The organism is Tabrizicola piscis (assembly GCF_003940805.1).
GTDB lineage: Bacteria > Pseudomonadota > Alphaproteobacteria > Rhodobacterales > Rhodobacteraceae > Tabrizicola > Tabrizicola piscis.
The window spans coordinates 2,009,256-2,027,425 of sequence record NZ_CP034328.1 but is presented as its reverse complement, the minus strand read 5'-3'; the positions used below and the strand labels follow the sequence as shown (position 1 = coordinate 2,027,425).

The following is an 18,170-nucleotide window of genomic DNA, read 5'->3' as shown; positions in this document are numbered from 1 at the left end:
AAGGACCAAGACCCATGACCACAATCACCCTTCTTGACGGCGGAATGGGCCAGGAACTCATCGCCCGCGCGGGTGCCGACCCCGGCCCCCTTTGGGCCACCCGCGTCATGCTGGACCACCCCGGCCTTGTCCGTGCCATCCATGAAGATTACTTCGCCGCCGGTGCCAGCCTTGCCACCACCAACACCTACAACATCCTGCATGACCGGCTGCAGCCGCACGGCCTTGACGCGCTTTACCACGCGCTCCACCTGCGTGCCTTGGCAGAGGCGCATGAGGCCCGCGCCACCGCCGGCCGTGGCCTGATCGCAGGTTCCATGGGCCCTTTGGGTGAAAGCTACCGCCCCGATCTTACGCCGCCCGTTGAAGTTTCCACCAGTCTCTACGCCGAGAAAGCCCGCCTCCTTGCCCCGCATGTCGATGTCATCCTGATCGAGACGATTTCATCGCTCGACCTCGCGCGTGGCGCCCTGAAGGGTGCCCGCACGACCGACCGCCCGGTCTGGCTCAGCGTCTCGGTGCATGACCGCGACGGCACGCGCCTGCGGTCCGGCGAACCCGTCGCCGCCTTGGCCGAGGTGCTTTGGGAGACACCCGCAGATGCCATCCTCGCCAACTGTTCGATGCCCGAGGCGATGTCGGCCGCCCTTGACCAGCTCAAAGCCTTTGGCCTGGCCTTCGGCGCCTATGCCAACGGCTTTTCGGAAATCGAGCCCCACACCCATGGCACCAGCGCTCCCGCCTATGGTGCGCGGCATGACCTGACGCCAGAACGCTATACCGCTTTCGCGCTGGGCTGGGTTGCGCAAGGGGCCACCCTGATCGGCGGCTGTTGCGAGGTTGGCCCCGCCCATATCCGCCACCTTCACGCCCGCCTGACAGCCGAGGGGCACCAGATTGCATAAGCCCTCACTGATCCCGGATTTCGCCTATGATCCGCCGGACACGCCGCTGCAGATCCTGCATGAGGATGCCGCCATCCTTGTTCTGGACAAGCCTGCGGGTCTTCTGACCGTGCCGGGCAAGCTGGAAAACCGGCAGGACTGTCTGATCACCCGCCTGCAGGCCGCGCGCTGGGACGCGCTGACGGTGCATCGGCTGGATTGCGATACGTCGGGTGTCATTATCTTCGCCCGGACCAAGCAGGCGCAGGGTTTTCTTGGGCAAGAGTTTGAGCACCGCCGCGCGCAGAAGACCTATATCGCCCGGGTCCACGGGCGGGTGGAGGGGGACAGCGGCACGCTGGATCTGCCGCTTGCCAGCGACTGGGACTATCGCCCGCGCCAGAAAGTTGATCCCGCCGGTCGCCCCGCGCAGACTGACTGGCAGGTCATCGACCGTGGCGAGACCGAAACGCGGGTGCGGCTGACCCCGCATACCGGGCGCAGCCATCAGCTTCGCGTCCATATGCTTGCCCTTGGTCACCCGATCATCGGCGATCAGATCTACGCCCCCGAAACCTCACGGCTGTACCCCCGCCTGATGCTGCATGCCGAGACGCTGTCCCTGCACCATCCCACCACGGGCGACCGCGTGACCTTTACGGCCCCGACGCCGTTCTAGCCCGCTAAAGCGCCAGCCCCAGCTTTCGCCCCTCATGAAATGCATAGGCCGCAAGCCTTGGGGCGGAGCAATCGCCGATCCGGTGCAGCGCCTTGCCGGGGATGGTTTCGGGCAAAGGGTCAAAGGCGCGGTTGGTGGTGGCCATGACAAGGGCAGAGGCCGGGATCACCTCATCCTCACCCGTCAGGAAGGACCGCACCGTCACCCCGTTGCCATGCCAGCGCACCAGCCGGTGTTCAGCCAGCATCCGCACGCCAAGCGCCCCCATCCGCCGCCGCGCTGGGCCGTCGGCGGCCGTCCGGGCAATCTCCTTGCCGACAAAGGGGTCGGGGGTGACCACGGTCACCTGCTTGCCCTGTTCAGCCAGTGCCCAGGCCGTGCCAACCCCGCGCCAGTTGCCGCCCTCGTCATAGACCACGACCGCATCGCCCAGCCGGGCCTCACGCCGCAAGACCGCTTCGGGCGACCAGACGCCCCCGGTCTCGATCCCCGGCAGCCGCGCCTCAGCCGGAACCCAACGTTGAAAGCCGCTCTCGTCTGGCAGGGACCCTGTGGCCACCACGACCACCCCCGCTGGGTGGGCTGCGACTTCCTCAGCCTCAAGGAAGGTGTTCAGCCGCAGCACCACGCCCAGCCGGTCAAACTGCCGCTCGTACCAGTCCAGCAGGTCAAGGATTTGCCCGCGCCGGGGCTGCATCCCTGCCAGCCGGAACTGCCCGCCGACCATGCTGGATGCCTCCACCACCTCCACCCGGTGCCCGCGCTCCGCCGCCACCCGCGCCGCCTCCAGCCCGGCGGGCCCGGCGCCGACAACCAGCACATCCTGCGGCTTTGCCGTGGGGGTGAACCGATCTCCGCCCCATTCGAACTCACGCCCTGCCGAGGGGTTGATGAGACAGGAGATCCAGTAATCGCGCGACCGTCGCCCCCAGCACATCTGGTTGCAGGAGATGCAGCCCCGGATGTCCTGCGGCCGCCCCTCCGCCACTTTCCGCGCCAGATGCGGGTCGGCGATCTGGCCCCGCACGATGCTGACCAGATCGGCAAGGCCTGAGGCGATGATCGCCTCGCCATTCTCGGGGGTCCGGACTCCGGCCTCTGACGTGACGACCGCGTGTGTCAGCACCGATTTCAGCTGTTGTGTAAGGGGTGTCGTCAGCTTTTCCGCATGGGTGAACGGCGGGATGATTGCCTCGAAGTCAAGGTAGGAGCCTGACCCTACGGTCACATAATCCACATGCCCGGTGCGGTCGTGCAAGGCCACGATCTCGCACAGCGCTTCGGCTTGCAGCGTGACCTCATAGGCCGGGGAATAGCTGATCGCCAGACCAACGATGAACCCATCGCCACAGGCGCGCCGCACCCGTTCGATCAGTTCGCGCGAAAAGCGCGTGCGGTTTTCAAGGCTGCCACCCCACTTGTCCGTTCGCTGGTTCGACCATGGCGTCCAGAACTGGTCCAGCAGCGAATGATAGGCCGCCCAGACCTCAACCCCCTGAAACCCCGCCGCCTTGGCCCGCACCGCTGCGGCGACATGGGCTTCCAGCAATTCCTCGACCTCGGCCCCGGTCATCGCATGGCTGCCGTCGCTGTCATGGTAGGACGGCCCGCCGGACGGTGACCAATGCGGCGCAAAGCTCAGGTCCGCATCGCCATGCGCGCCGATGTGGTAAAGCTGCTGCAGGATCACCGCGCCTGCGTCCTTCACTTCATCGGTGATGGTCCGGAACGCCGGGATCACCGCATCGTCGGCATGCAGGAAATTCCCCCGGGTCAGCACGCCGGTCCGGTGCACCGGCACTGGTTCCGCCACGATCATCGCCGCCCCCCCAAGGGCCCGCTCCAGCAGGTACTTGCCAAAGCGCGGCCCCGGTATGCCCTGATCCGACATGTTGGCCGTGTGCGCGCCGAACACGATCCGGTTGCGCAGCGTATGATCGCGGAGCTTCAGGGGGGACATCAGGCGGGGGTGCTGGGTCATGGCGGCCTCCATTCGCCGCCATGCCAGCAGGTCTCGACACATGTGTCAAGTTTCGGATGTGTGCCGGAGTTTTGGAAAACTCCGGACCGGAGCCTTCAAAGGCTCCGGTGCGATTTCTTCGAAGAAATCGCTTACTCTGCCGCCACGTCCTCGCTTACATCCCAGCCGGAGATGGCCTTGACCTCAAGGAACTCCTCAATCCCCCAGACGCCGCCCTCGCGGGCGCGGCCCGAGGCCTTGACCCCGCCGAAAGGTGCCCCTGCGCCGCGGGATTTCCCGTTCATCTCGATCATCCCGGCGCGCAATTGCCGCGCCAGACGGTTCCGCCGCGCGCCGTCCTGGCTTTGGACATAATTCGTCAGCCCATAGGGCGTGTCATTGGCGATGGCGACCGCCTCAGCCTCGGTCTCGAACGGGATCATGCACATCACCGGGCCGAAAATCTCTTCCCGCTCGATGGTCATGCCGGGTTTCACATCGGCAAAGATCGTCGGGCGCACGTAGAAGCCCTTGTTCATCCCTTCGGGCAGGCCCAGACCACCGGCCACCAGCTTGGCGCCTTCATCAATGCCCTTCTGGATATAGCCCTGAATCTGGTCCCACTGCCGCTTATTCACCACCGGGCCGATATGGCCGCCGGGCAGGCTGGCGGGGCCGACCTTGATCGAATTCGCCACTTCGGTCGCGATCTCGACCGCGCGGTCGTAAAACGGGCGCTCCACCAGCATCCGGCTGGGCGCGTTGCACGACTGGCCCGAGTTGTTCATCATATGCCGCACGCCACGTTCCACCGCCTTGGGATCGGCATCGGCGAATACGACATTCGCCCCTTTACCGCCAAGTTCCAGTGTGACGCGCTTCAGCGTCTGCGCAGCGGCGGCAGAGATTGCCCGCCCCGCGCGAGTGGACCCGGTGAAGCTGATCATTTCGACATCCGGATGGCTGGACAGCGCTGTGCCCACCCCGGTACCATCGCCGTTGACCAAGTTGAAAACGCCCGCTGGCACCCCGGCGTCATGGCAGAACTCGGCGAACAGCATCGACGACAGGGGCGATTCTTCCGACGGTTTCAGCACGCAGGTGCACCCCGCCAGAAGCGCCGGGATGACCTTGAGCGTGACCTGGTTCATCGGCCAGTTCCATGGCGTGATCAGGCCGACAACGCCAATCGGTTCCAGCGCGATGCGGGTGTCCGGCGCATGCGGGCCAAGCGGCTTGATCCATTCGATATGGTCAAAGGCCTTGAGGAAGTTCTTCAGATGCCAGGGCAGACATTCGGCCTGATCGTCCCGGCTCATGTCGATGGGCGCGCCCATTTCAAGGCTGATCGCATGGGCCATTTCCTCTTTGCGCAAGTAGTATTGCGCCAAAATCCCCTCAACCACTCGACGGCGCTCGGCTGGCGGGGTCGCGGCCCAGCCCGGCAAGGCCGACTTGGCGGCGGCGACGGCGGCATTGGTATCCGCCTCGCTGCCCAAGGAGATGACGGCGCAGACATCTTCCGTCGAAGGATCAATGACCGGGCAATCCCGCGCCACCTTTGGTGCGACCCATTCCCCGTTGATATAGAATTCGCGCTTGGTGATCATGGCCATCTGGCTCCGCTTGTGTTGGGGATTTGATCATATTCTGACAGGCCCGCCGCCAAGGGGCAAGGGCGACGGTCCGTGGGCGGCAAAACCTTGACAATGTGTGAACGGTGGGAAGCTAAGCCATTGATTCCATGTGCAAGGCGGCCTGTCCCGCCCTGGACGATCAATCTTCCTGCGGTTCCAGCGGCCGCACCATGGTGGTCGAGGTCGCGAATCCGAACAGGTGCCGCAGCATCCCAAGGCTTTCCGTCCGGGTCGCCACGAACCCCTGCCGCTCATACAAGGCGCGCGCCCGCCAGTTCGCGTCGACCACATCCAGCCGGATCGACCGATACCCCCGCGCCGCCGCTTCATCAAACAGCGCCCCCAGAAGACGCGTGCCGATCCCCATGCCCCGGTACTTGCTCGACACGCAGATTCCGTCGACCAGAAAGCGGTCGTTGTCCACCTCCCGGTTCAGGGTCCACAGCACCCAACCCCGCCAGCGCCCGCCGATGGGGCCATAAATCGCGATCAGGTCGGCCCAGGCACCGCCTGCAAAGCTGCCGGCGGGGGTCTTGAAACCGGCAAGGCCAAGCAGCCGTCCGGTATCATCCAGCGCGGCAAGGCAAAGATCGGCACGGATCACCCTCTCAAAGAACGCCAGTGCCCGGGGTTCGGGGCCAAGGACACGGCCCAACTTGCCGCCGAACGCCTCCCAATAGATGCGGGCGGCGGCTGGCCGCAGATGGGGATGGAGGCCAGAGAAGATGGTCACGCCCATGACAGCGCCTTTGCCAGAAGGGAGGCATGCCCGGCACCAAGGATCCAGCCTTCCTCGGCCGCGATGGGCGGGGTGACGAAAAGCGGGCTCAGCTGATCGGTCTGCGACAGGGCATAAAGGGCGCGGGACAGAAGCCGGACCTGCGCCTGATCGGCTGGCAGGTTCTCGGCATTCGCAAGGATGGCCACGGGGCCGGCCAGAAGCGACGGGTAGACCTCGACAATCGTGACCGGCGCGCTGGACGGTGGATCGAAGGGCCAGACCGCCACATCCGGGCGCTGGCTGAGCCGGTGGATCATGGGCAGCCCCAGGAGGCTTTGCGACCCTACGGAGCCGGGATTGAACAGCATCCACGGACTTTTCGCCCCCGGAACGGCCGCCTCTGCCGCGCGGCCCATGGCAAGGCCAAGCGCGTCATAGTCGATGCCGGCGCGTCGGAAGGGCAGGCCGGGCCAGGACTGGCCGGTCGGATGGCTCCAGAACGGGCCGGCACCTTCGGGAAAGGCGGCGTTGATCCGGGCGGCGACGGCAAAGCGGTTGTTGCGGTTGTCGGGCGTGTCGGTGATAGCTACCGCCAGCCAGTGCCAGACGGCGCGCGCCGTGGGGCTGCCGGTCAGGCGGGCGGCAAAGCCCGCAGGGTAGCCCATCGCAAAGTCGAACCCGACCAGCACCCGAAGGCCATCAGCGCGGGCGGTGTCGATCAGGGTGGCTATCTGCGCCTCAGCAGCCATGCGCGTGCGGTGGTGCCATTCGATGCCGCCTTCGGCGTCGTGGCAGCCAACCCAGATCGAGTTTGACAGCTTGGTCGGACTGGTCGGCAGGTTCGCCGCTGACCAGTCCACGACGATCACGCGGTCAAACTGCAAGGCCCGCCTCGCGCAGGATGAAGTCGGCCACTGCCTTGGTGTCGTTAAGATCCAGCACCGGAACCGGCAGGGCCAGCGCCGCATCGGTGGCAACGGCCCGCACCAAGGGGTCGGCGGGCTGGATCAGCGGTTGGCCGGTTTCGGCGCGCCAGACCTCGATCTTCCGGTGGGCGTCGCGCTTGTAGCCTTCGACCAGCACCAGATCGACGGGGGCAAGGCGGGCGAGGATCGCAGCAAGCTCCGGCTCCGGCCCGCGATGTTCTACCATCAGGGCAAAGCGATCGGCCGAGGCAAGCACCACCTCGGAAGCTCCAGCCTGACGGTGGCGGTAGGTGTCTTTGCCGGGTTGGTCCAGATCGACGGCATGGTGGACATGCTTGACGGTGGACACCGAATAACCGCGCCCGGTTATGTCGGCCACCAGCCGTTCCATCAGGCTGGTCTTGCCCGAATTCTTCCACCCGATGACGCCATAAACCTTCATACCGCACCTTTCAGCAGGGCTTCGGCAGCGGCAAGGTCTTCCGGCGCGTTCAGGTTCAGAAAGGCGCGGGCGTCGGGGAAATCGGCGTGGGTGGCGTTGTGGGCATTGGTAAACCGGGTAACCTTGGCTTCGCCTCTTGCAAGGAAATCCGCCAAGGCCGGGGCAATCGTCACGGGCCAAAGTGCCGTGGCCGGATGGTCCCCATCCGTGGTGCGGGCAAGGGCCAAGCCTTCGGCAGAGCCTTCTGCCGCAAGCAGAAGCTGCGGCACAAGATCACCCGGCAGAAACGGCGTGTCGACGGGGGTGGAGACCAGATGTGTCGCCCCCAAGGTGGCGGCACGGGTCAGCGCGGCAAGGATGCCCGACAACGGGCCTTGCGATGTGGCATCCGCGATGACCGGGCAGCCAAAGCGGGCAAACCGGGCCGGGTCGCCATTGGCCGAGATCAGCACCCGTTCCACCTGCGGTTCCAGACGGTCCAGCACATGGGCGATCAACGGCCGTCCGGCCAGCGTGACAAAGGCCTTGTCCACACCGCCCATCCGCCGGGCCTGACCGCCCGCAAGGATGACCCCGAAGATCCGCACGCTGGTCCCCTTCCAGATATGGCTTCGGCACGGACCCTAGTGGATCATCCGCAGGGCGCAAGCACCGGCAGTCCCGCCGGAACGGTCAGCCCTCCAGCGGATCGCCGTTGGCTTGAACCAGCAGCACGCCATGGTTGCTGTCATCATCATCATCGGTGATCACGCGGGTGGTTACCCCGGGCAACGCCCCGAACGCATCCGCGAGCTTTTTCGGGTACCAGGTCGAGGGCAAGGATTCGAACCCCGGAACGCCGCGCAGGACGCTGGAGGTGGCGGCAGTGCACATCGCCTTTGGCACGGCGCCATATTCCTTGACGCGGCGCAGGACCAGTTCGGCAATCTCGGGCGAGACGGTGATCTGCTGTTCGATCACGTCATACGTCTCACGCGCGTGGTAATCGACGTAGAAGGCAATGCCCCTGTCGGTCATCCCGAAATGCACATCGTTGCGTTCCGGCAGGCGCGGATGCGTCCAGGTGCCCGCGGGATCAAAGATCACCCGTTCCGATCCGTTGACAAGGATGGCCGAATGCGCGCCCGAGCCGGTGGATTTGTTCACCACGGTGTAAAGCGTGACGTAGGTCGGCGGCCCTGCCACAAATCGCGCGGCCTGAACCTGTTCTTCCGGGGCCCATTTCGGTTCGGCGCCACAGGCGGCCAGACCCAGAAGGGCCACAAGGCTAAGGACTAGACGCAACATGGAACCACCGGGCTGAATACGGATCAGGAATTGACCAAAGCCATGAAGATCAGAATTCCGATCGAGATCGCCACCACCCAGACCGACATGCGGATGAAGCCGCCAAAGGTTTTTTCCTGGGCGCGGATGTCCATCGAGCCGTGCTTGTGTTCGGGGTTGTGGTCAGCCATGGCAGGTTCCCTTTTGTCTGCTTTCCTAGCCCCATAGCCTATTCGCCCGCCCCTGTCACGAGGGGTTGGACCATGGCGCAACCCCTCAGGCCGAAGCGTCGCCCGCGCCGCCGCCCACCCAGCCGGAGGTCAGCTGAAAGCCGATCCGGCGCGGGGGATCGTCCCCTTCTGCGTCTTTCGGCACCGCACGCAGGGTGACGGAAAGCTGGCTGACATGCTGGATCAGCTGCGTCTGGGTCCCCATCTCGTCCTGGCCATAGAAGGTGATGATGTCGGGCGGGCAGAAGCCGATCCCCTCAATCCGCAAAACGCCCGAGGCGTCGCCAGCGAAACCCATGGCAATCTCTTGCGCGGCGTCCAGCTGCGATTCGAAATCGCGGATGTACAGGACGAGCTGGTCATGCGCCCGTTCGGCGGGGCTTTTGACCGGTTTGGCCCGCTTTGCTGGCGTCTTTGTCATTCGTGCTGCACCCAGACCCACGCCCCTGTCCTCGACAGGGAACGGGAAACCTTGCCGCGCTGCAAGAGACAGTTCAGATGCGCAACCGCCTCGACCAGGGCAAGCCCGTGTTCGGCGGGCCCAACCTCGCGCTTGAAAAGCGGCAGGAAACATTCGGCGGCGGTTCGGGGCGTGGCGAGGTGGTCCAGCAGCCGGTCCAGCGCGCTTTCGTGGTTTTCGATCATCTGGACAAGCCGGAAGGGCAGGCCGGTGAAGGGCAGCTTGTGGCCCGGCAGGATAAGCTGATCATCGGTCGCATGGGCCATGAAGGCGCGGCAGCTGTCCAGCCAGTCGGTCAGCGGGTCGGCGTCGGGTTCCGTCGGATAGACGCCGATATTGGCGGAAATGCCCGGCAAAAGCTGATCACCGCCCAGAACGATGCCGTCATCGGACCAAAGCGTCGCATGGTCGGGTGCATGGCCGTGGCCGATGCGGATCGTCCAGTCCCGGCCCCCGACGCGCAGGCGTTGGCCTTCGGTCAGACGGGTAAAGCCCAAAGGCATCGGATCGACGACATCGGCAAAGTTGAACGGGCGTTCGCTGGCCCGGTTGGCAAGATCGGCCTCGGACAGACCGGCGCGGCGGTAGAAGGTCAACGCCTCGGTCGTCGGGCGGTCCTGTACGTCAAGGGTCAGCATCCGGGCATAAAGCCAGGCGGTGCGGGTCGCCAGAAGCTCGGCCCCGCGGGATTGGAACCAGCCCACCAGACCCACATGGTCGGGGTGGTGATGGGTCAGGATCACGCGGGTGACAGGCTTGCCCTGCAAGGGGCCTGCAAGGACCTGATCCCAGATCGCCTTTGACCGGCGCGAAGAAAGCCCGGCGTCGATGATCGTCCAGCCGCGGCCATCGTCCAGCGCGTAGATGTTCACATGGTCCAAGGCCATCGGCAGCGGCAAGCGCAGCCAAAGGATGCCGGGCGCCACTTCGATCACCCCGCCCTCAGCCGGTGGTGCGGCGAACGGGTGGCGGATGCCTTCGGTCAAGCGGCGAAATCCTCATGGGTCAGGGCATAAAGCCCGGCGGCACCTTCGCGCCCTTGCGCGAAAAGCGCCAGATGCTCCGGCATGATCCGGCGGATCATCACGCGGGCCAGCGGTTCGCGGGTGGGGTCAGCGACCGCGGCCTTCAGATGCGCATGGCCGCCAAGGATACGGGCAAAGCCGCGCAGATAGGGGACAGCCCCGGCAAAGCGGTCGTTCAGCGGTTGGGCCAGCAACCCTTCGGTGGCTTCGCGCAGCGCCTTGGCCGCCTGCCAGACATCGCCGGCCAGATCGGGCAAGGCAGGCCGCGCGGCTTCGGCATCGCGCTGCACTTCGTCGATCAGACGGAACGCGGCCTCGCCCCCGTCTGCCATCTTGCGGGCGACAAGGTCCATTGCCTGAATACCGTTGGTGCCTTCATAGATCGGCGTGATCCGGGCATCACGGCTGAACTGGGCCGCGCCGGTTTCCTCGACAAACCCCATGCCGCCATGGATCTGCACGCCAAGATGCGCCACCTCACAGCCGATGTCGGTCCCATGCGCCTTGGCAATCGGGGTCAACAGGGCCGCCCGCGCCTGCCAGTCGGCGCTGCCGGTCGCGGTGGCCATGTCGATGGCGACAGCGCAGGACAGCGCGATGGACCGGGCGGCAAACACCTCGGCCCGCATCAAGGCCAGCATCCGCCGCACGTCGGCATGGTCGATGATCGCCCCATCCGGCGACAGGGGCGTTGCGCCCTGATGCCGGTCGCCAGCATAGGCCAAGGCGTGTTGCAGTGCCGCTTCGGCCACGCCGACCCCTTGGGCAGCGACCGAAAGCCGGGCGTTGTTCATCATCGTGAACATCGCCGCCATGCCTTTGTGCGGCGCGCCCACCAGCCAGCCCTTGGCCCCTTCGAACTGCATCACGCAGGTCGGGCTGCCGTGGATGCCCAGCTTGTGTTCAAGGCTGACCACGCGCAGGCTGTTCCGTTGTCCCGGCTGTCCGGCGGCATCCGGAATGAACTTCGGCACCATGAACAGGCTGATGCCCTTGGTCCCCTCTGCCCCGTCGGGCAGTCGCGCCAGCACAAGGTGGCAGACGTTGGACACCAGATCACTGTCGCCCCAGGTGATGTAGATCTTCTGCCCGGTCACCGCATAGGTCCCGTCGCCCAGCGGTTCCGCCTTGGACCGCAGCGCGCCCACGTCAGACCCCGCCTGCGGTTCGGTCAGGTTCATCGTGCCCGACCATTCCCCTGACGTCAGTTTCGGCAAGTACAGCGCCTTCATGTCGTCCGAGGCATGATGCTCCAACGCCTCGATCTGGCCCTTTGACAGCAGCGGCTTCAGTTGCAGCGCAAGGCAGGCGCCGGACATCATGTCATCCACGCCCAGTGCCAGGCTGATCGGCAGGCCCATGCCGCCATGGTCGGGGCTGGCCGCCATGCCGACCCATCCGCCCGTTGCAATCGCCCGGTACCCCTCGGCAAAGCCGGGCGACGACACGACCGCGCCGTTTTCCAGCCGCGCGGGGTGCTGATCCCCCGCCCGGTTCAGCGGGGCGAGGATGCCGGTCGCGATCCGCCCGGCTTCGGTCAGGATTGCTTCGGCCATGTCGGGGGTCGCCTCGGCAAAGCGCGGCGTTGCCGATACCTGTGCAAAGCCGACAACGTGATCCAGGATAAAGCGGATGTCCCGGACCGGGGCGCGATAGGGCATGGGGTCCTCCCTCGGACGGCTTGGCAAAGCGGGGGGGCTGCCGTATGGACGGCCCCAAAGTCAGGCTATTCCTTTCGCATGGCCCTTCAAGCAGGACGCTGCGTCAGACCGATGACCGATACCCTTGAACCAGACGACGCCGGAATTGCCAAGGCCGCAGGGCTGCTTGGCGCCGGGCAGTTGGTCGCATTCCCGACCGAGACGGTCTACGGTCTTGGTGCCGATGCCCGGTCAGACTTGGCCGTGGCGAAGGTGTATGAGGCGAAGGGGCGGCCCAGCTTCAACCCGTTGATCGTGCATCTGCCCGACCTTGCGGCGGTTGAGGCGATTGCCATCGTCGGGCCGAATGCCCGCGCCTTGGCGGGGGCGTTCTGGCCGGGGCCGCTGACGCTGGTTCTGCCCTTGCGGGCCGACGCCGGGATTTCACCGCTGGTCTCGGCGGGGCTGACGACCGTGGCCGTGCGGGTGCCGGAACATGCCTTGGCGCAGCGCCTGTTGCGGGCATTTGGCGGGCCTGTGGCAGCCCCTTCGGCCAACCCGTCGGGCCGGGTGTCGCCCACCCGCGCCAGCCATGTGCTGGAGGGTCTTTCAGGACGGATCGCCGCCGTGCTGGACGGTGGCCCCTGCGCCGTCGGGCTGGAATCGACCATCGTGCTGCCCGACCCCGACCCGGTGCTGCTTCGCCCCGGAGGATTGCCGCTTGAGGCGTTGGAGGCCGCGCTGGGCGGGCCGCTGGGGATGGGTGGCGATGCGGACAAGCCCACGTCACCCGGCCAGCTTATGTCCCACTACGCCCCGGCCGCCGGGGTGCGGCTGGAGGCGACGCAGGCCCGGGTGGGCGAAATTCTGGTCGGTTTCGGCCCGGTCAAAGGCGCGCTGACCCTGTCCGAAAGCGGCGATCTGGTTGAGGCTGCAGCGCATCTGTTCCAGACCCTGCGTGAGGCCGACCGTCTGGCCGGCCCCGGTGGCCACATCGCCTTTGCCCCGGTGCCCGAGACCGGCCTTGGCCGCGCGATCAACGACCGTCTGCGCCGCGCCGCCGCGCCACGCCCTTAGGACCGGGGTGGCTGCACCAGCCCGCGCTGGACGGCGGGACGCGCAAGGAACCGGTCCAGATAGGCCGGGACATGCTTCAACTGGTGCCACCCGGCAATATCCGCCGCCTTGTAGAAATCCCGTAGCGTGCGCAGCCACGGCCCGATTGCGATGTCAGCGATGGAATAGTCACCGACGATCCAGTCCTTCCCGGCAAGCGCGCCATCCAGCACTTTCAAAAGCCGCTCCGCCTCGGCCCGGTAGCGTTCCTTGGGGCGGGGGTCGTCCACCTCTTTCCCGGCGAAGTGGTGGAAGAAACCCAGCTGCCCGAACATCGGCCCGATGCCGCCCATCTGGAACATCAGCCACTGGATCGTTTCCCAGCGTTTCCCCTCGGGGATCAGCTGGCCCGACTTTTCCGCCAGATACAGAAGGATCGCCCCGCTTTCGAACAGCGCCAGCGGCTGGCCCCCCGGACCGTTCGGATCAATGATCGCGGGGATCTTGTTGTTGGGGTTCACGCTCAGGAATTCGGCGCTGGTCTGGTCGTTCTTCGCAAAGTCGATCAGATGCGCGTCATAGGGCAGCCCCGTCTCCTCCAGCGCGATCGAGACTTTCACACCATTCGGGGTTGGCAGTGAATAAAGCTGGATCGCGTCAGGATTGCGCGGCGGCCAGCGGCGAGTGATCGGGAAATCGTCAAGCTTGGACAAGACATGCTCCTTGTGACGTGCAAGACGCAGCTTAGGGAAAAATTCCCCGTTCGGAACCCCGTTAAGCTGTGCAATAGTCCCGACGCGCCTGTGCGCCTGTGCAATCAAAATGCCCGCCGTTCAAGACGGGCAACATCGAGGGAACCGTTTTATGCTTAACGAATTCAAGACGTTCATCGCCAGAGGCAACGTGATGGACCTGGCTGTTGGTATCATTATCGGTGCTGCGTTTACGGCGATCGTCAACAGTCTGGTTGGCGATCTGATCAACCCGATCATCGGTCTCATCCTTGGGGGTGTGAACTTTTCGGACATGTTCTTCGATTTGTCGGGCACCAACCCGGCATCGCTGGCCGCCGCCAAGGAATCCGGTGCTGCGGTATTCGCCTATGGCGCCTTCATCACCGCGCTGATCAACTTCCTGATCATTGCCTGGGTCGTGTTCCTTCTGGTGAAGGCGATGAACAAGATCATGCCGAAGAAAGCCGAGGAGCCTGCAGCGCCCGCCGGTCCAACCGAGGTTGATCTTTTGCAGGACATTCTGGCCACGCTGAAGAAGCAAGGCGCGATGTGACATGAAAGCGGCCCGCAGGGGTGATCTTGCGGGCCCGGTTCCACTTTACGCGGTTGCAGCCGGGGCGCGCGGCCGCAGGTACCAGTACCACAGCCGATAGACCCACAGCGCCACCAGCGGCCCGAAATGCACTGCTGCCGGGGGCCAGCTGCCCCAGTTGTGCAGGGCGGCCCAGTGGATCAGCACCAGAACGGCAGCCGGGTAGGCCAGCCGTTGCAGCGTCTTCCACCCCGCATGCAGCCAGCGCTGCGTGGCGTTGTTCGACGTGATCGCCAGCGGAATGAAGATCAGCATGGCCAGCCACCCGGTCCAGATTTCGGTATGCGGCAAGGCGGCGATGATCCGGTCCAGCGTGCCCCGGTCAATCACATAGACCAGCGTGTGCAAGGCGGCATAGACGAAGGCCGCAACCTCGATGTCGCGGCGGTGGTGGACCAGCCAACGCGGCCAGCTGCGGCCCTTGAACAGCAGCATCAGGCCCGAAGCCATCATCCCGATGATCATGAACCGCGCCGACCATTCGCCTGTCGGGTGCAGCAGGCGGTGAAAGGCGCGGGCATCGTCTCCGAACAGCGGGCCGATCAGGGGGAGTGCGGGCAAGGCAAGGATGACCCACAGGATCAAGGTCGCGGGCTTGTAGCCAAGAATTGTCATGGGGCACCTTTGCTGTGGTGCCCCATATACGCGGGACGGGAAGGTTTCCGCCGTGATCTATGTCAGAGTTTCAGCGCCTCGGCACCGGTGATCGTGGGAAGGCCAAGGGCCACGCCCACCGCCGCATAGGTCAGATGCCCGGCGTGGACGTTCAGGCCTGCCAGCAAGTGCTTGTCCTCGGCGCAGGCCTTTTTCCAGCCCTTGTCGGCCAGTGCCAGCATGAAGGGCATTGTGGCGTTGCTCAGCGCCTGTGTCGAAGTCCGCGCCACCGCGCCCGGCATGTTGGCCACGCAGTAATGCATGATCCCGTCCACTTCGTAGATCGGGTCCTGGTGGGTGGTGGCCTTCGACGTCTCGAAACAGCCGCCCTGATCAATGGCCACATCGACCAATGCCGCCCCGGGCTTCAGCTCTTTCAGTTGCGCCCGGCTGATCAGCTTGGGCGCTGCAGCCCCGGGGATCAGGACGGCGCCGATGATCAGGTCCGCCTCGCGGGCAAGCGCGATCGTGTTCCCGGCGCTGGCATAGGCGTTCTTGAACGCACCGCCGAACACATCATCCAGATAGCGCAGCCGGTTGATCGACCGGTCGATCACCGTCACATCCGCGCCCATCCCGGCGGCGATCTTGGCGGCATGGGTGCCCACCACCCCGCCACCGATGACCAGCACCTTCGCGGGCAGCACGCCCGGCACGCCGCCCAGCAGCACCCCGCGCCCGCCATTCGCCTTTTGCAGCGTCCACGCCCCAACTTGCGGGGCCAGACGGCCTGCCACTTCGGACATCGGGGCAAGGAGCGGCAACCCGCCCCGGTCATCCGTCACCGTTTCATAGGCAATGCAGGTGGCGCCGGATTTCAGCAGGTCCTTGGTCTGCGCAGAGTCCGGCGCAAGGTGCAGGTAGGTGAACAAAAGCTGCCCTTCACGCAGGCGCTTCCTCTCCACCGCTTGCGGCTCCTTGACCTTGACGATCATGTCGGCCTTTTCGAACACTTCTTCAGCCGTCGCGACGATCTTGGCCCCCGCTGCCTTGTAATCGGCATCAGAAAAGCCCGCGCCAAGCCCGGCGCCTTTTTCGATCATCACCTTGTGGCCATGAGCCACCGCTTCACGCGCGGCGTCGGGGGTCATTCCGACCCGGAACTCCTGCGGCTTGATTTCCTTCGGGCAACCGATCTTCATGATTCTCTCCCTGCGGGACGGATCCCGGAATTGTCTGATTGTGGGATCAGTCTTTGCCTGTTTCACCGGCAATGCTTTGAATTCTGGGTGACTTGGGGTGGCTCTGGCGGTAGATTTCACCACCTAAACCCATTTCAGCCGAAGAAATCGCCAAAAACATGGATCTTGACGCCACAGACCGCCGCATCCTGACGGTGCTGCAAAAGAACGGCCGGATCACCAACGCCGAACTGTCCGAGGTGGTGAACCTGTCCCCCTCCGCCTGCCACCGCCGCGTCCAGCGGTTGGAGGAAGAGGGGTATATCGCCGGTTACGTGGCCCTTCTGGACACCCGCAAGATGGGCCGGCTGACGACAGTCTTTGTGGAAATCACCCTGCAAAGCCAGGCCGAAGACCTGCTTGACGCCTTCGAGCGTGAGGTGGCCCGGGTGCCCGATCTGCTGGAATGTCACCTGATGGCGGGGACGGCAGACTACCTTCTGAAGATCATGGCCGAGGATACCGAGGATTTCGCCCGCATCCACCGCCAGTTCCTGTCGCGCCTGCCGGGGGTGCGGCAGATGCAATCGTCGTTTGCGCTGCGGACAGTGGTCAAGACAACAGCGCTGGCGGTCTGAAAGAGGGTCCGACGCTACACGAGAAGGCGCTTCCCTCCCCCCTCGTGGGGGAGGGAGAGGGTGGGGGGCTTCGCAGCATCTGCCGAAAGGCCCCCCACCCCCATCCCCTCCCCACAAGGGGGAGGGGAGGCGCATAGCCTGTGACGGCACGGCAAATATCAAACCCGGTAGTAATCCCGGTACCATGCCACAAAGGCGGTAACCCCGTCGCGGACGGTGGTTTCGGGCTGATAGCCGGTCAGGCGTTTCAACAGGCTGCAATCGGCCCAGGTTTCCGGCACGTCGCCTTTCTGCATGTCCATGAAATTCTTGCGCACCGGGATCCCCAGCGCACGTTCGATTTCCGTGATGAACTCCAGCAGCGGCACCCGCGTGCTGTTGCCGATGTTCACCGTGCGGAACGGGGCGGCGGGGCTGAGGCTGTCGCCGGGAAGAATGTCCTCAGGGGTTGCGGGCTGCACTGGCGGCTGGTCCACCAGCAGGCGGATGCCGCGCACCAGATCCGTCACATAGGTGAAGTCCCGCGCCATCTGGCCGTGGTTGTAGACGTCGATCGCGTCCCCCTCCAGCGCAGCCTTCACGAACTTGAACAACGCCATGTCGGGCCGCCCCAACGGGCCATAGACGGTGAAGAACCGGAACATCGTGGTCGGCAGCTTCCACAGATGGGCATAGCTGTGCGCCATCACCTCATTCGCCTTCTTGGTCGCGGCATAAAGGGTCAGCGGCGTTTCCGTCCTCTGCACTTCGGCAAAGGGCATCTCGGTATTCGCGCCATAGACTGATGAGGTGGAGGCCATCAGCAGATGCTGCACCCCCAGGCTGCGCGCACATTCCATGATGTTGAACGTGCCGATCAGGTTCGACTCCACATAGGACCGGGGGTTTTCCAGCGAATAGCGGACGCCCGCCTGCGCGGCGAGGTGGATGATGACATCCGGCCGCTCGCGGTCACACAGGGCCTGCAGTCGGGCCATGTCTTCCAGCATCCCTTCCTCGCAGGAAAAGCCGGGGGACTGCATCAGGATCTGGTGCCGGTGCCGCTTCAGCGCGACGTCGTAATAGGGGGTCATCCCGTCATACCCGATGACGCGGAAGCCATCCTTCAACATCAGCTGTGCCAGATGAAATCCGATGAACCCGGCCGTTCCGGTGATCAGAACGCTGCGCATCTGCCTGCTCCTTGCTGGTGTGAAAAACCCCCGGCCTCACGGACGGGGGTTGATCGGGCGGGTATCGCTACCCCAGTGTCGCTGACGCCTTAAAGGCCGCCTTCACGCTGAAGCTTCTTCCGGGCAAGTTTCCTTGCACGGCGGACGGCTTCGGCCTGTTCGCGTGCTTTCTTGACGGAGGGTTTCTCGAAATGCTGCTTAAGCTTCATTTCCCGAAACACCCCTTCGCGCTGAAGTTTCTTCTTCAGGGCACGGAGAGCCTGTTCGACGTTATTGTCGCGGACGCTGACCTGCATGTGGTTGTCACCACCTTCCTAAGTTAGAGTTGCACTA

Annotated in this window: 21 protein-coding genes; 5 read left to right on the top strand and 16 right to left on the bottom strand. The window is 64.9% G+C overall.

Annotated features, from left to right (window positions below):
• Window positions 1–14 precede the first annotated feature (14 nt).
• A complete protein-coding gene (locus tag EI545_RS09900; protein WP_125325321.1) occupies window positions 15–905 on the top strand; it encodes a homocysteine S-methyltransferase family protein in 891 nt (296 codons plus the stop codon).
• The gene (locus EI545_RS09895) at window positions 898–1,563 is read left to right on the top strand and encodes an RluA family pseudouridine synthase (protein WP_245990353.1); all 666 of its coding nucleotides are present in this window, start codon (window positions 898–900) and stop codon (window positions 1,561–1,563) included. Before EI545_RS09900 ends, EI545_RS09895 begins: the two co-directional genes overlap by 8 nt.
• Window positions 1,564–1,567: 4 nt before the next feature.
• Here EI545_RS09895 and EI545_RS09890 read toward each other — a convergent pair whose 3' ends face one another.
• From EI545_RS09890 to EI545_RS09840, 11 genes are all read right to left on the bottom strand, one after another.
• Window positions 1,568–3,544 (bottom strand): FAD-dependent oxidoreductase, encoded by a 1,977-nt coding sequence (locus EI545_RS09890; RefSeq protein WP_125325320.1) that lies wholly within the window; start codon window positions 3,542–3,544, stop codon window positions 1,568–1,570.
• Between the two features lie 131 nt (window positions 3,545–3,675).
• The gene (locus EI545_RS09885) at window positions 3,676–5,133 is read right to left on the bottom strand and encodes an aldehyde dehydrogenase family protein (RefSeq protein WP_125327361.1); all 1,458 of its coding nucleotides are present in this window, start codon (window positions 5,131–5,133) and stop codon (window positions 3,676–3,678) included.
• Window positions 5,134–5,299: 166 nt separating this feature from the next.
• The gene (locus EI545_RS09880) at window positions 5,300–5,899 is read right to left on the bottom strand and encodes a GNAT family N-acetyltransferase (RefSeq protein ID WP_125325319.1); all 600 of its coding nucleotides are present in this window, start codon (window positions 5,897–5,899) and stop codon (window positions 5,300–5,302) included.
• Window positions 5,890–6,765: a hypothetical protein gene (locus EI545_RS09875; RefSeq protein WP_125325318.1), complete on the bottom strand. Its 876-nt coding sequence runs from the start codon at window positions 6,763–6,765 to the stop codon at window positions 5,890–5,892. The genes EI545_RS09880 and EI545_RS09875 overlap by 10 nt, the downstream gene beginning before the upstream one ends.
• The gene (gene mobB / locus EI545_RS09870; RefSeq protein ID WP_125325317.1) at window positions 6,755–7,249 is read right to left on the bottom strand and encodes a molybdopterin-guanine dinucleotide biosynthesis protein B; all 495 of its coding nucleotides are present in this window, start codon (window positions 7,247–7,249) and stop codon (window positions 6,755–6,757) included. The genes EI545_RS09875 and mobB overlap by 11 nt, the downstream gene beginning before the upstream one ends.
• Complete coding sequence (gene mobA / locus EI545_RS09865) at window positions 7,246–7,836, bottom strand: molybdenum cofactor guanylyltransferase MobA (protein WP_125325316.1); 591 nt, start codon at window positions 7,834–7,836, stop codon at window positions 7,246–7,248. The genes mobB and mobA overlap by 4 nt, the downstream gene beginning before the upstream one ends.
• An 85-nt stretch (window positions 7,837–7,921) precedes the next feature.
• Window positions 7,922–8,536, bottom strand: a complete 615-nt coding sequence (locus tag EI545_RS09860) for a hypothetical protein (RefSeq protein ID WP_125325315.1) — start codon at window positions 8,534–8,536, stop codon at window positions 7,922–7,924.
• 23 nt (window positions 8,537–8,559) lie between these two features.
• Window positions 8,560–8,706: an aa3-type cytochrome c oxidase subunit IV gene (locus tag EI545_RS09855; RefSeq protein WP_125325314.1), complete on the bottom strand. Its 147-nt coding sequence runs from the start codon at window positions 8,704–8,706 to the stop codon at window positions 8,560–8,562.
• Window positions 8,707–8,791: 85 nt separating this feature from the next.
• Window positions 8,792–9,166 carry a DUF6173 family protein gene (locus EI545_RS09850; protein WP_125325313.1) on the bottom strand — a complete coding sequence of 125 codons (375 nt, stop codon included), beginning with the start codon at window positions 9,164–9,166 and terminating at the stop codon, window positions 8,792–8,794.
• Complete coding sequence (locus EI545_RS09845; RefSeq protein ID WP_125325312.1) at window positions 9,163–10,191, bottom strand: MBL fold metallo-hydrolase; 1,029 nt, start codon at window positions 10,189–10,191, stop codon at window positions 9,163–9,165. The genes EI545_RS09850 and EI545_RS09845 overlap by 4 nt, the downstream gene beginning before the upstream one ends.
• Window positions 10,188–11,891 carry an acyl-CoA dehydrogenase gene (locus EI545_RS09840; protein WP_125325311.1) on the bottom strand — a complete coding sequence of 568 codons (1,704 nt, stop codon included), beginning with the start codon at window positions 11,889–11,891 and terminating at the stop codon, window positions 10,188–10,190. The genes EI545_RS09845 and EI545_RS09840 overlap by 4 nt, the downstream gene beginning before the upstream one ends.
• A 111-nt stretch (window positions 11,892–12,002) precedes the next feature.
• On the opposite strand from EI545_RS09840, the gene EI545_RS09835 reads away from it, so the two are divergent.
• Window positions 12,003–12,947, top strand: coding sequence for an L-threonylcarbamoyladenylate synthase (locus tag EI545_RS09835; protein WP_125325310.1), 945 nt, complete (start codon window positions 12,003–12,005; stop codon window positions 12,945–12,947).
• Here EI545_RS09835 and EI545_RS09830 read toward each other — a convergent pair.
• Complete coding sequence (locus EI545_RS09830) at window positions 12,944–13,639, bottom strand: glutathione S-transferase N-terminal domain-containing protein (protein WP_125325309.1); 696 nt, start codon at window positions 13,637–13,639, stop codon at window positions 12,944–12,946. The two genes, EI545_RS09835 and EI545_RS09830, sit on opposite strands and share 4 nt — an antisense overlap.
• Before the next feature lie 151 nt (window positions 13,640–13,790).
• Here EI545_RS09830 and mscL point away from each other — a divergent pair, with 151 nt between their 5' ends.
• Window positions 13,791–14,213, top strand: coding sequence for a large conductance mechanosensitive channel protein MscL (gene mscL, locus EI545_RS09825; protein ID WP_125325308.1), 423 nt, complete (start codon window positions 13,791–13,793; stop codon window positions 14,211–14,213).
• 45 nt (window positions 14,214–14,258) lie between these two features.
• Here mscL and EI545_RS09820 read toward each other — a convergent pair whose 3' ends face one another.
• Window positions 14,259–14,867: a protein-methionine-sulfoxide reductase heme-binding subunit MsrQ gene (locus EI545_RS09820; protein WP_125325307.1), complete on the bottom strand. Its 609-nt coding sequence runs from the start codon at window positions 14,865–14,867 to the stop codon at window positions 14,259–14,261.
• A 62-nt stretch (window positions 14,868–14,929) separates the two neighbouring features.
• Complete coding sequence (gene ald / locus EI545_RS09815) at window positions 14,930–16,048, bottom strand: alanine dehydrogenase (RefSeq protein ID WP_125325306.1); 1,119 nt, start codon at window positions 16,046–16,048, stop codon at window positions 14,930–14,932.
• A 158-nt stretch (window positions 16,049–16,206) separates the two neighbouring features.
• Between ald and EI545_RS09810 the strand changes: the two genes are divergently transcribed.
• A complete protein-coding gene (locus EI545_RS09810) occupies window positions 16,207–16,665 on the top strand; it encodes an Lrp/AsnC family transcriptional regulator (RefSeq protein ID WP_125325305.1) in 459 nt (152 codons plus the stop codon).
• Between the two features lie 158 nt (window positions 16,666–16,823).
• On the opposite strand, the gene EI545_RS09805 is transcribed toward EI545_RS09810, so the two are convergent.
• Both EI545_RS09805 and rpsU read right to left on the bottom strand, forming a co-directional pair.
• Window positions 16,824–17,837 carry an NAD-dependent epimerase/dehydratase family protein gene (locus EI545_RS09805; RefSeq protein WP_125325304.1) on the bottom strand — a complete coding sequence of 338 codons (1,014 nt, stop codon included), beginning with the start codon at window positions 17,835–17,837 and terminating at the stop codon, window positions 16,824–16,826.
• Window positions 17,838–17,926: 89 nt separating this feature from the next.
• Window positions 17,927–18,133, bottom strand: a complete 207-nt coding sequence (rpsU, locus tag EI545_RS09800) for a 30S ribosomal protein S21 (RefSeq protein WP_008027119.1) — start codon at window positions 18,131–18,133, stop codon at window positions 17,927–17,929.
• Window positions 18,134–18,170: the final 37 nt, after the last annotated feature.

Excerpts from the sequence above, each read along its gene's own strand:
- mscL (WP_125325308.1), top strand. The coding sequence starts at position 13,791 with ATGCTTAACGAATTCAAGACGTTCATCGCCAGAGGCAACGTGATGGAC.
- mobB (WP_125325317.1), bottom strand. The coding sequence starts at position 7,249 with ATGAAGGTTTATGGCGTCATCGGGTGGAAGAATTCGGGCAAGACCAGC.
- EI545_RS09900 (WP_125325321.1), top strand. The coding sequence starts at position 15 with ATGACCACAATCACCCTTCTTGACGGCGGAATGGGCCAGGAACTCATC.
- ald (WP_125325306.1), bottom strand. The coding sequence starts at position 16,048 with ATGAAGATCGGTTGCCCGAAGGAAATCAAGCCGCAGGAGTTCCGGGTC.
- EI545_RS09820 (WP_125325307.1), bottom strand. The coding sequence starts at position 14,867 with ATGACAATTCTTGGCTACAAGCCCGCGACCTTGATCCTGTGGGTCATC.
- EI545_RS09850 (WP_125325313.1), bottom strand. The coding sequence starts at position 9,166 with ATGACAAAGACGCCAGCAAAGCGGGCCAAACCGGTCAAAAGCCCCGCC.
- EI545_RS09840 (WP_125325311.1), bottom strand. The coding sequence starts at position 11,891 with ATGCCCTATCGCGCCCCGGTCCGGGACATCCGCTTTATCCTGGATCAC.
- EI545_RS09855 (WP_125325314.1), bottom strand. The coding sequence starts at position 8,706 with ATGGCTGACCACAACCCCGAACACAAGCACGGCTCGATGGACATCCGC.
- rpsU (WP_008027119.1), bottom strand. The coding sequence starts at position 18,133 with ATGCAGGTCAGCGTCCGCGACAATAACGTCGAACAGGCTCTCCGTGCC.
- EI545_RS09805 (WP_125325304.1), bottom strand. The coding sequence starts at position 17,837 with ATGCGCAGCGTTCTGATCACCGGAACGGCCGGGTTCATCGGATTTCAT.
- EI545_RS09880 (WP_125325319.1), bottom strand. The coding sequence starts at position 5,899 with ATGGGCGTGACCATCTTCTCTGGCCTCCATCCCCATCTGCGGCCAGCC.
- EI545_RS09810 (WP_125325305.1), top strand. The coding sequence starts at position 16,207 with ATGGATCTTGACGCCACAGACCGCCGCATCCTGACGGTGCTGCAAAAG.
- EI545_RS09860 (WP_125325315.1), bottom strand. The coding sequence starts at position 8,536 with ATGTTGCGTCTAGTCCTTAGCCTTGTGGCCCTTCTGGGTCTGGCCGCC.
- EI545_RS09890 (WP_125325320.1), bottom strand. The coding sequence starts at position 3,544 with ATGACCCAGCACCCCCGCCTGATGTCCCCCCTGAAGCTCCGCGATCAT.
- EI545_RS09835 (WP_125325310.1), top strand. The coding sequence starts at position 12,003 with ATGACCGATACCCTTGAACCAGACGACGCCGGAATTGCCAAGGCCGCA.
- EI545_RS09885 (WP_125327361.1), bottom strand. The coding sequence starts at position 5,133 with ATGATCACCAAGCGCGAATTCTATATCAACGGGGAATGGGTCGCACCA.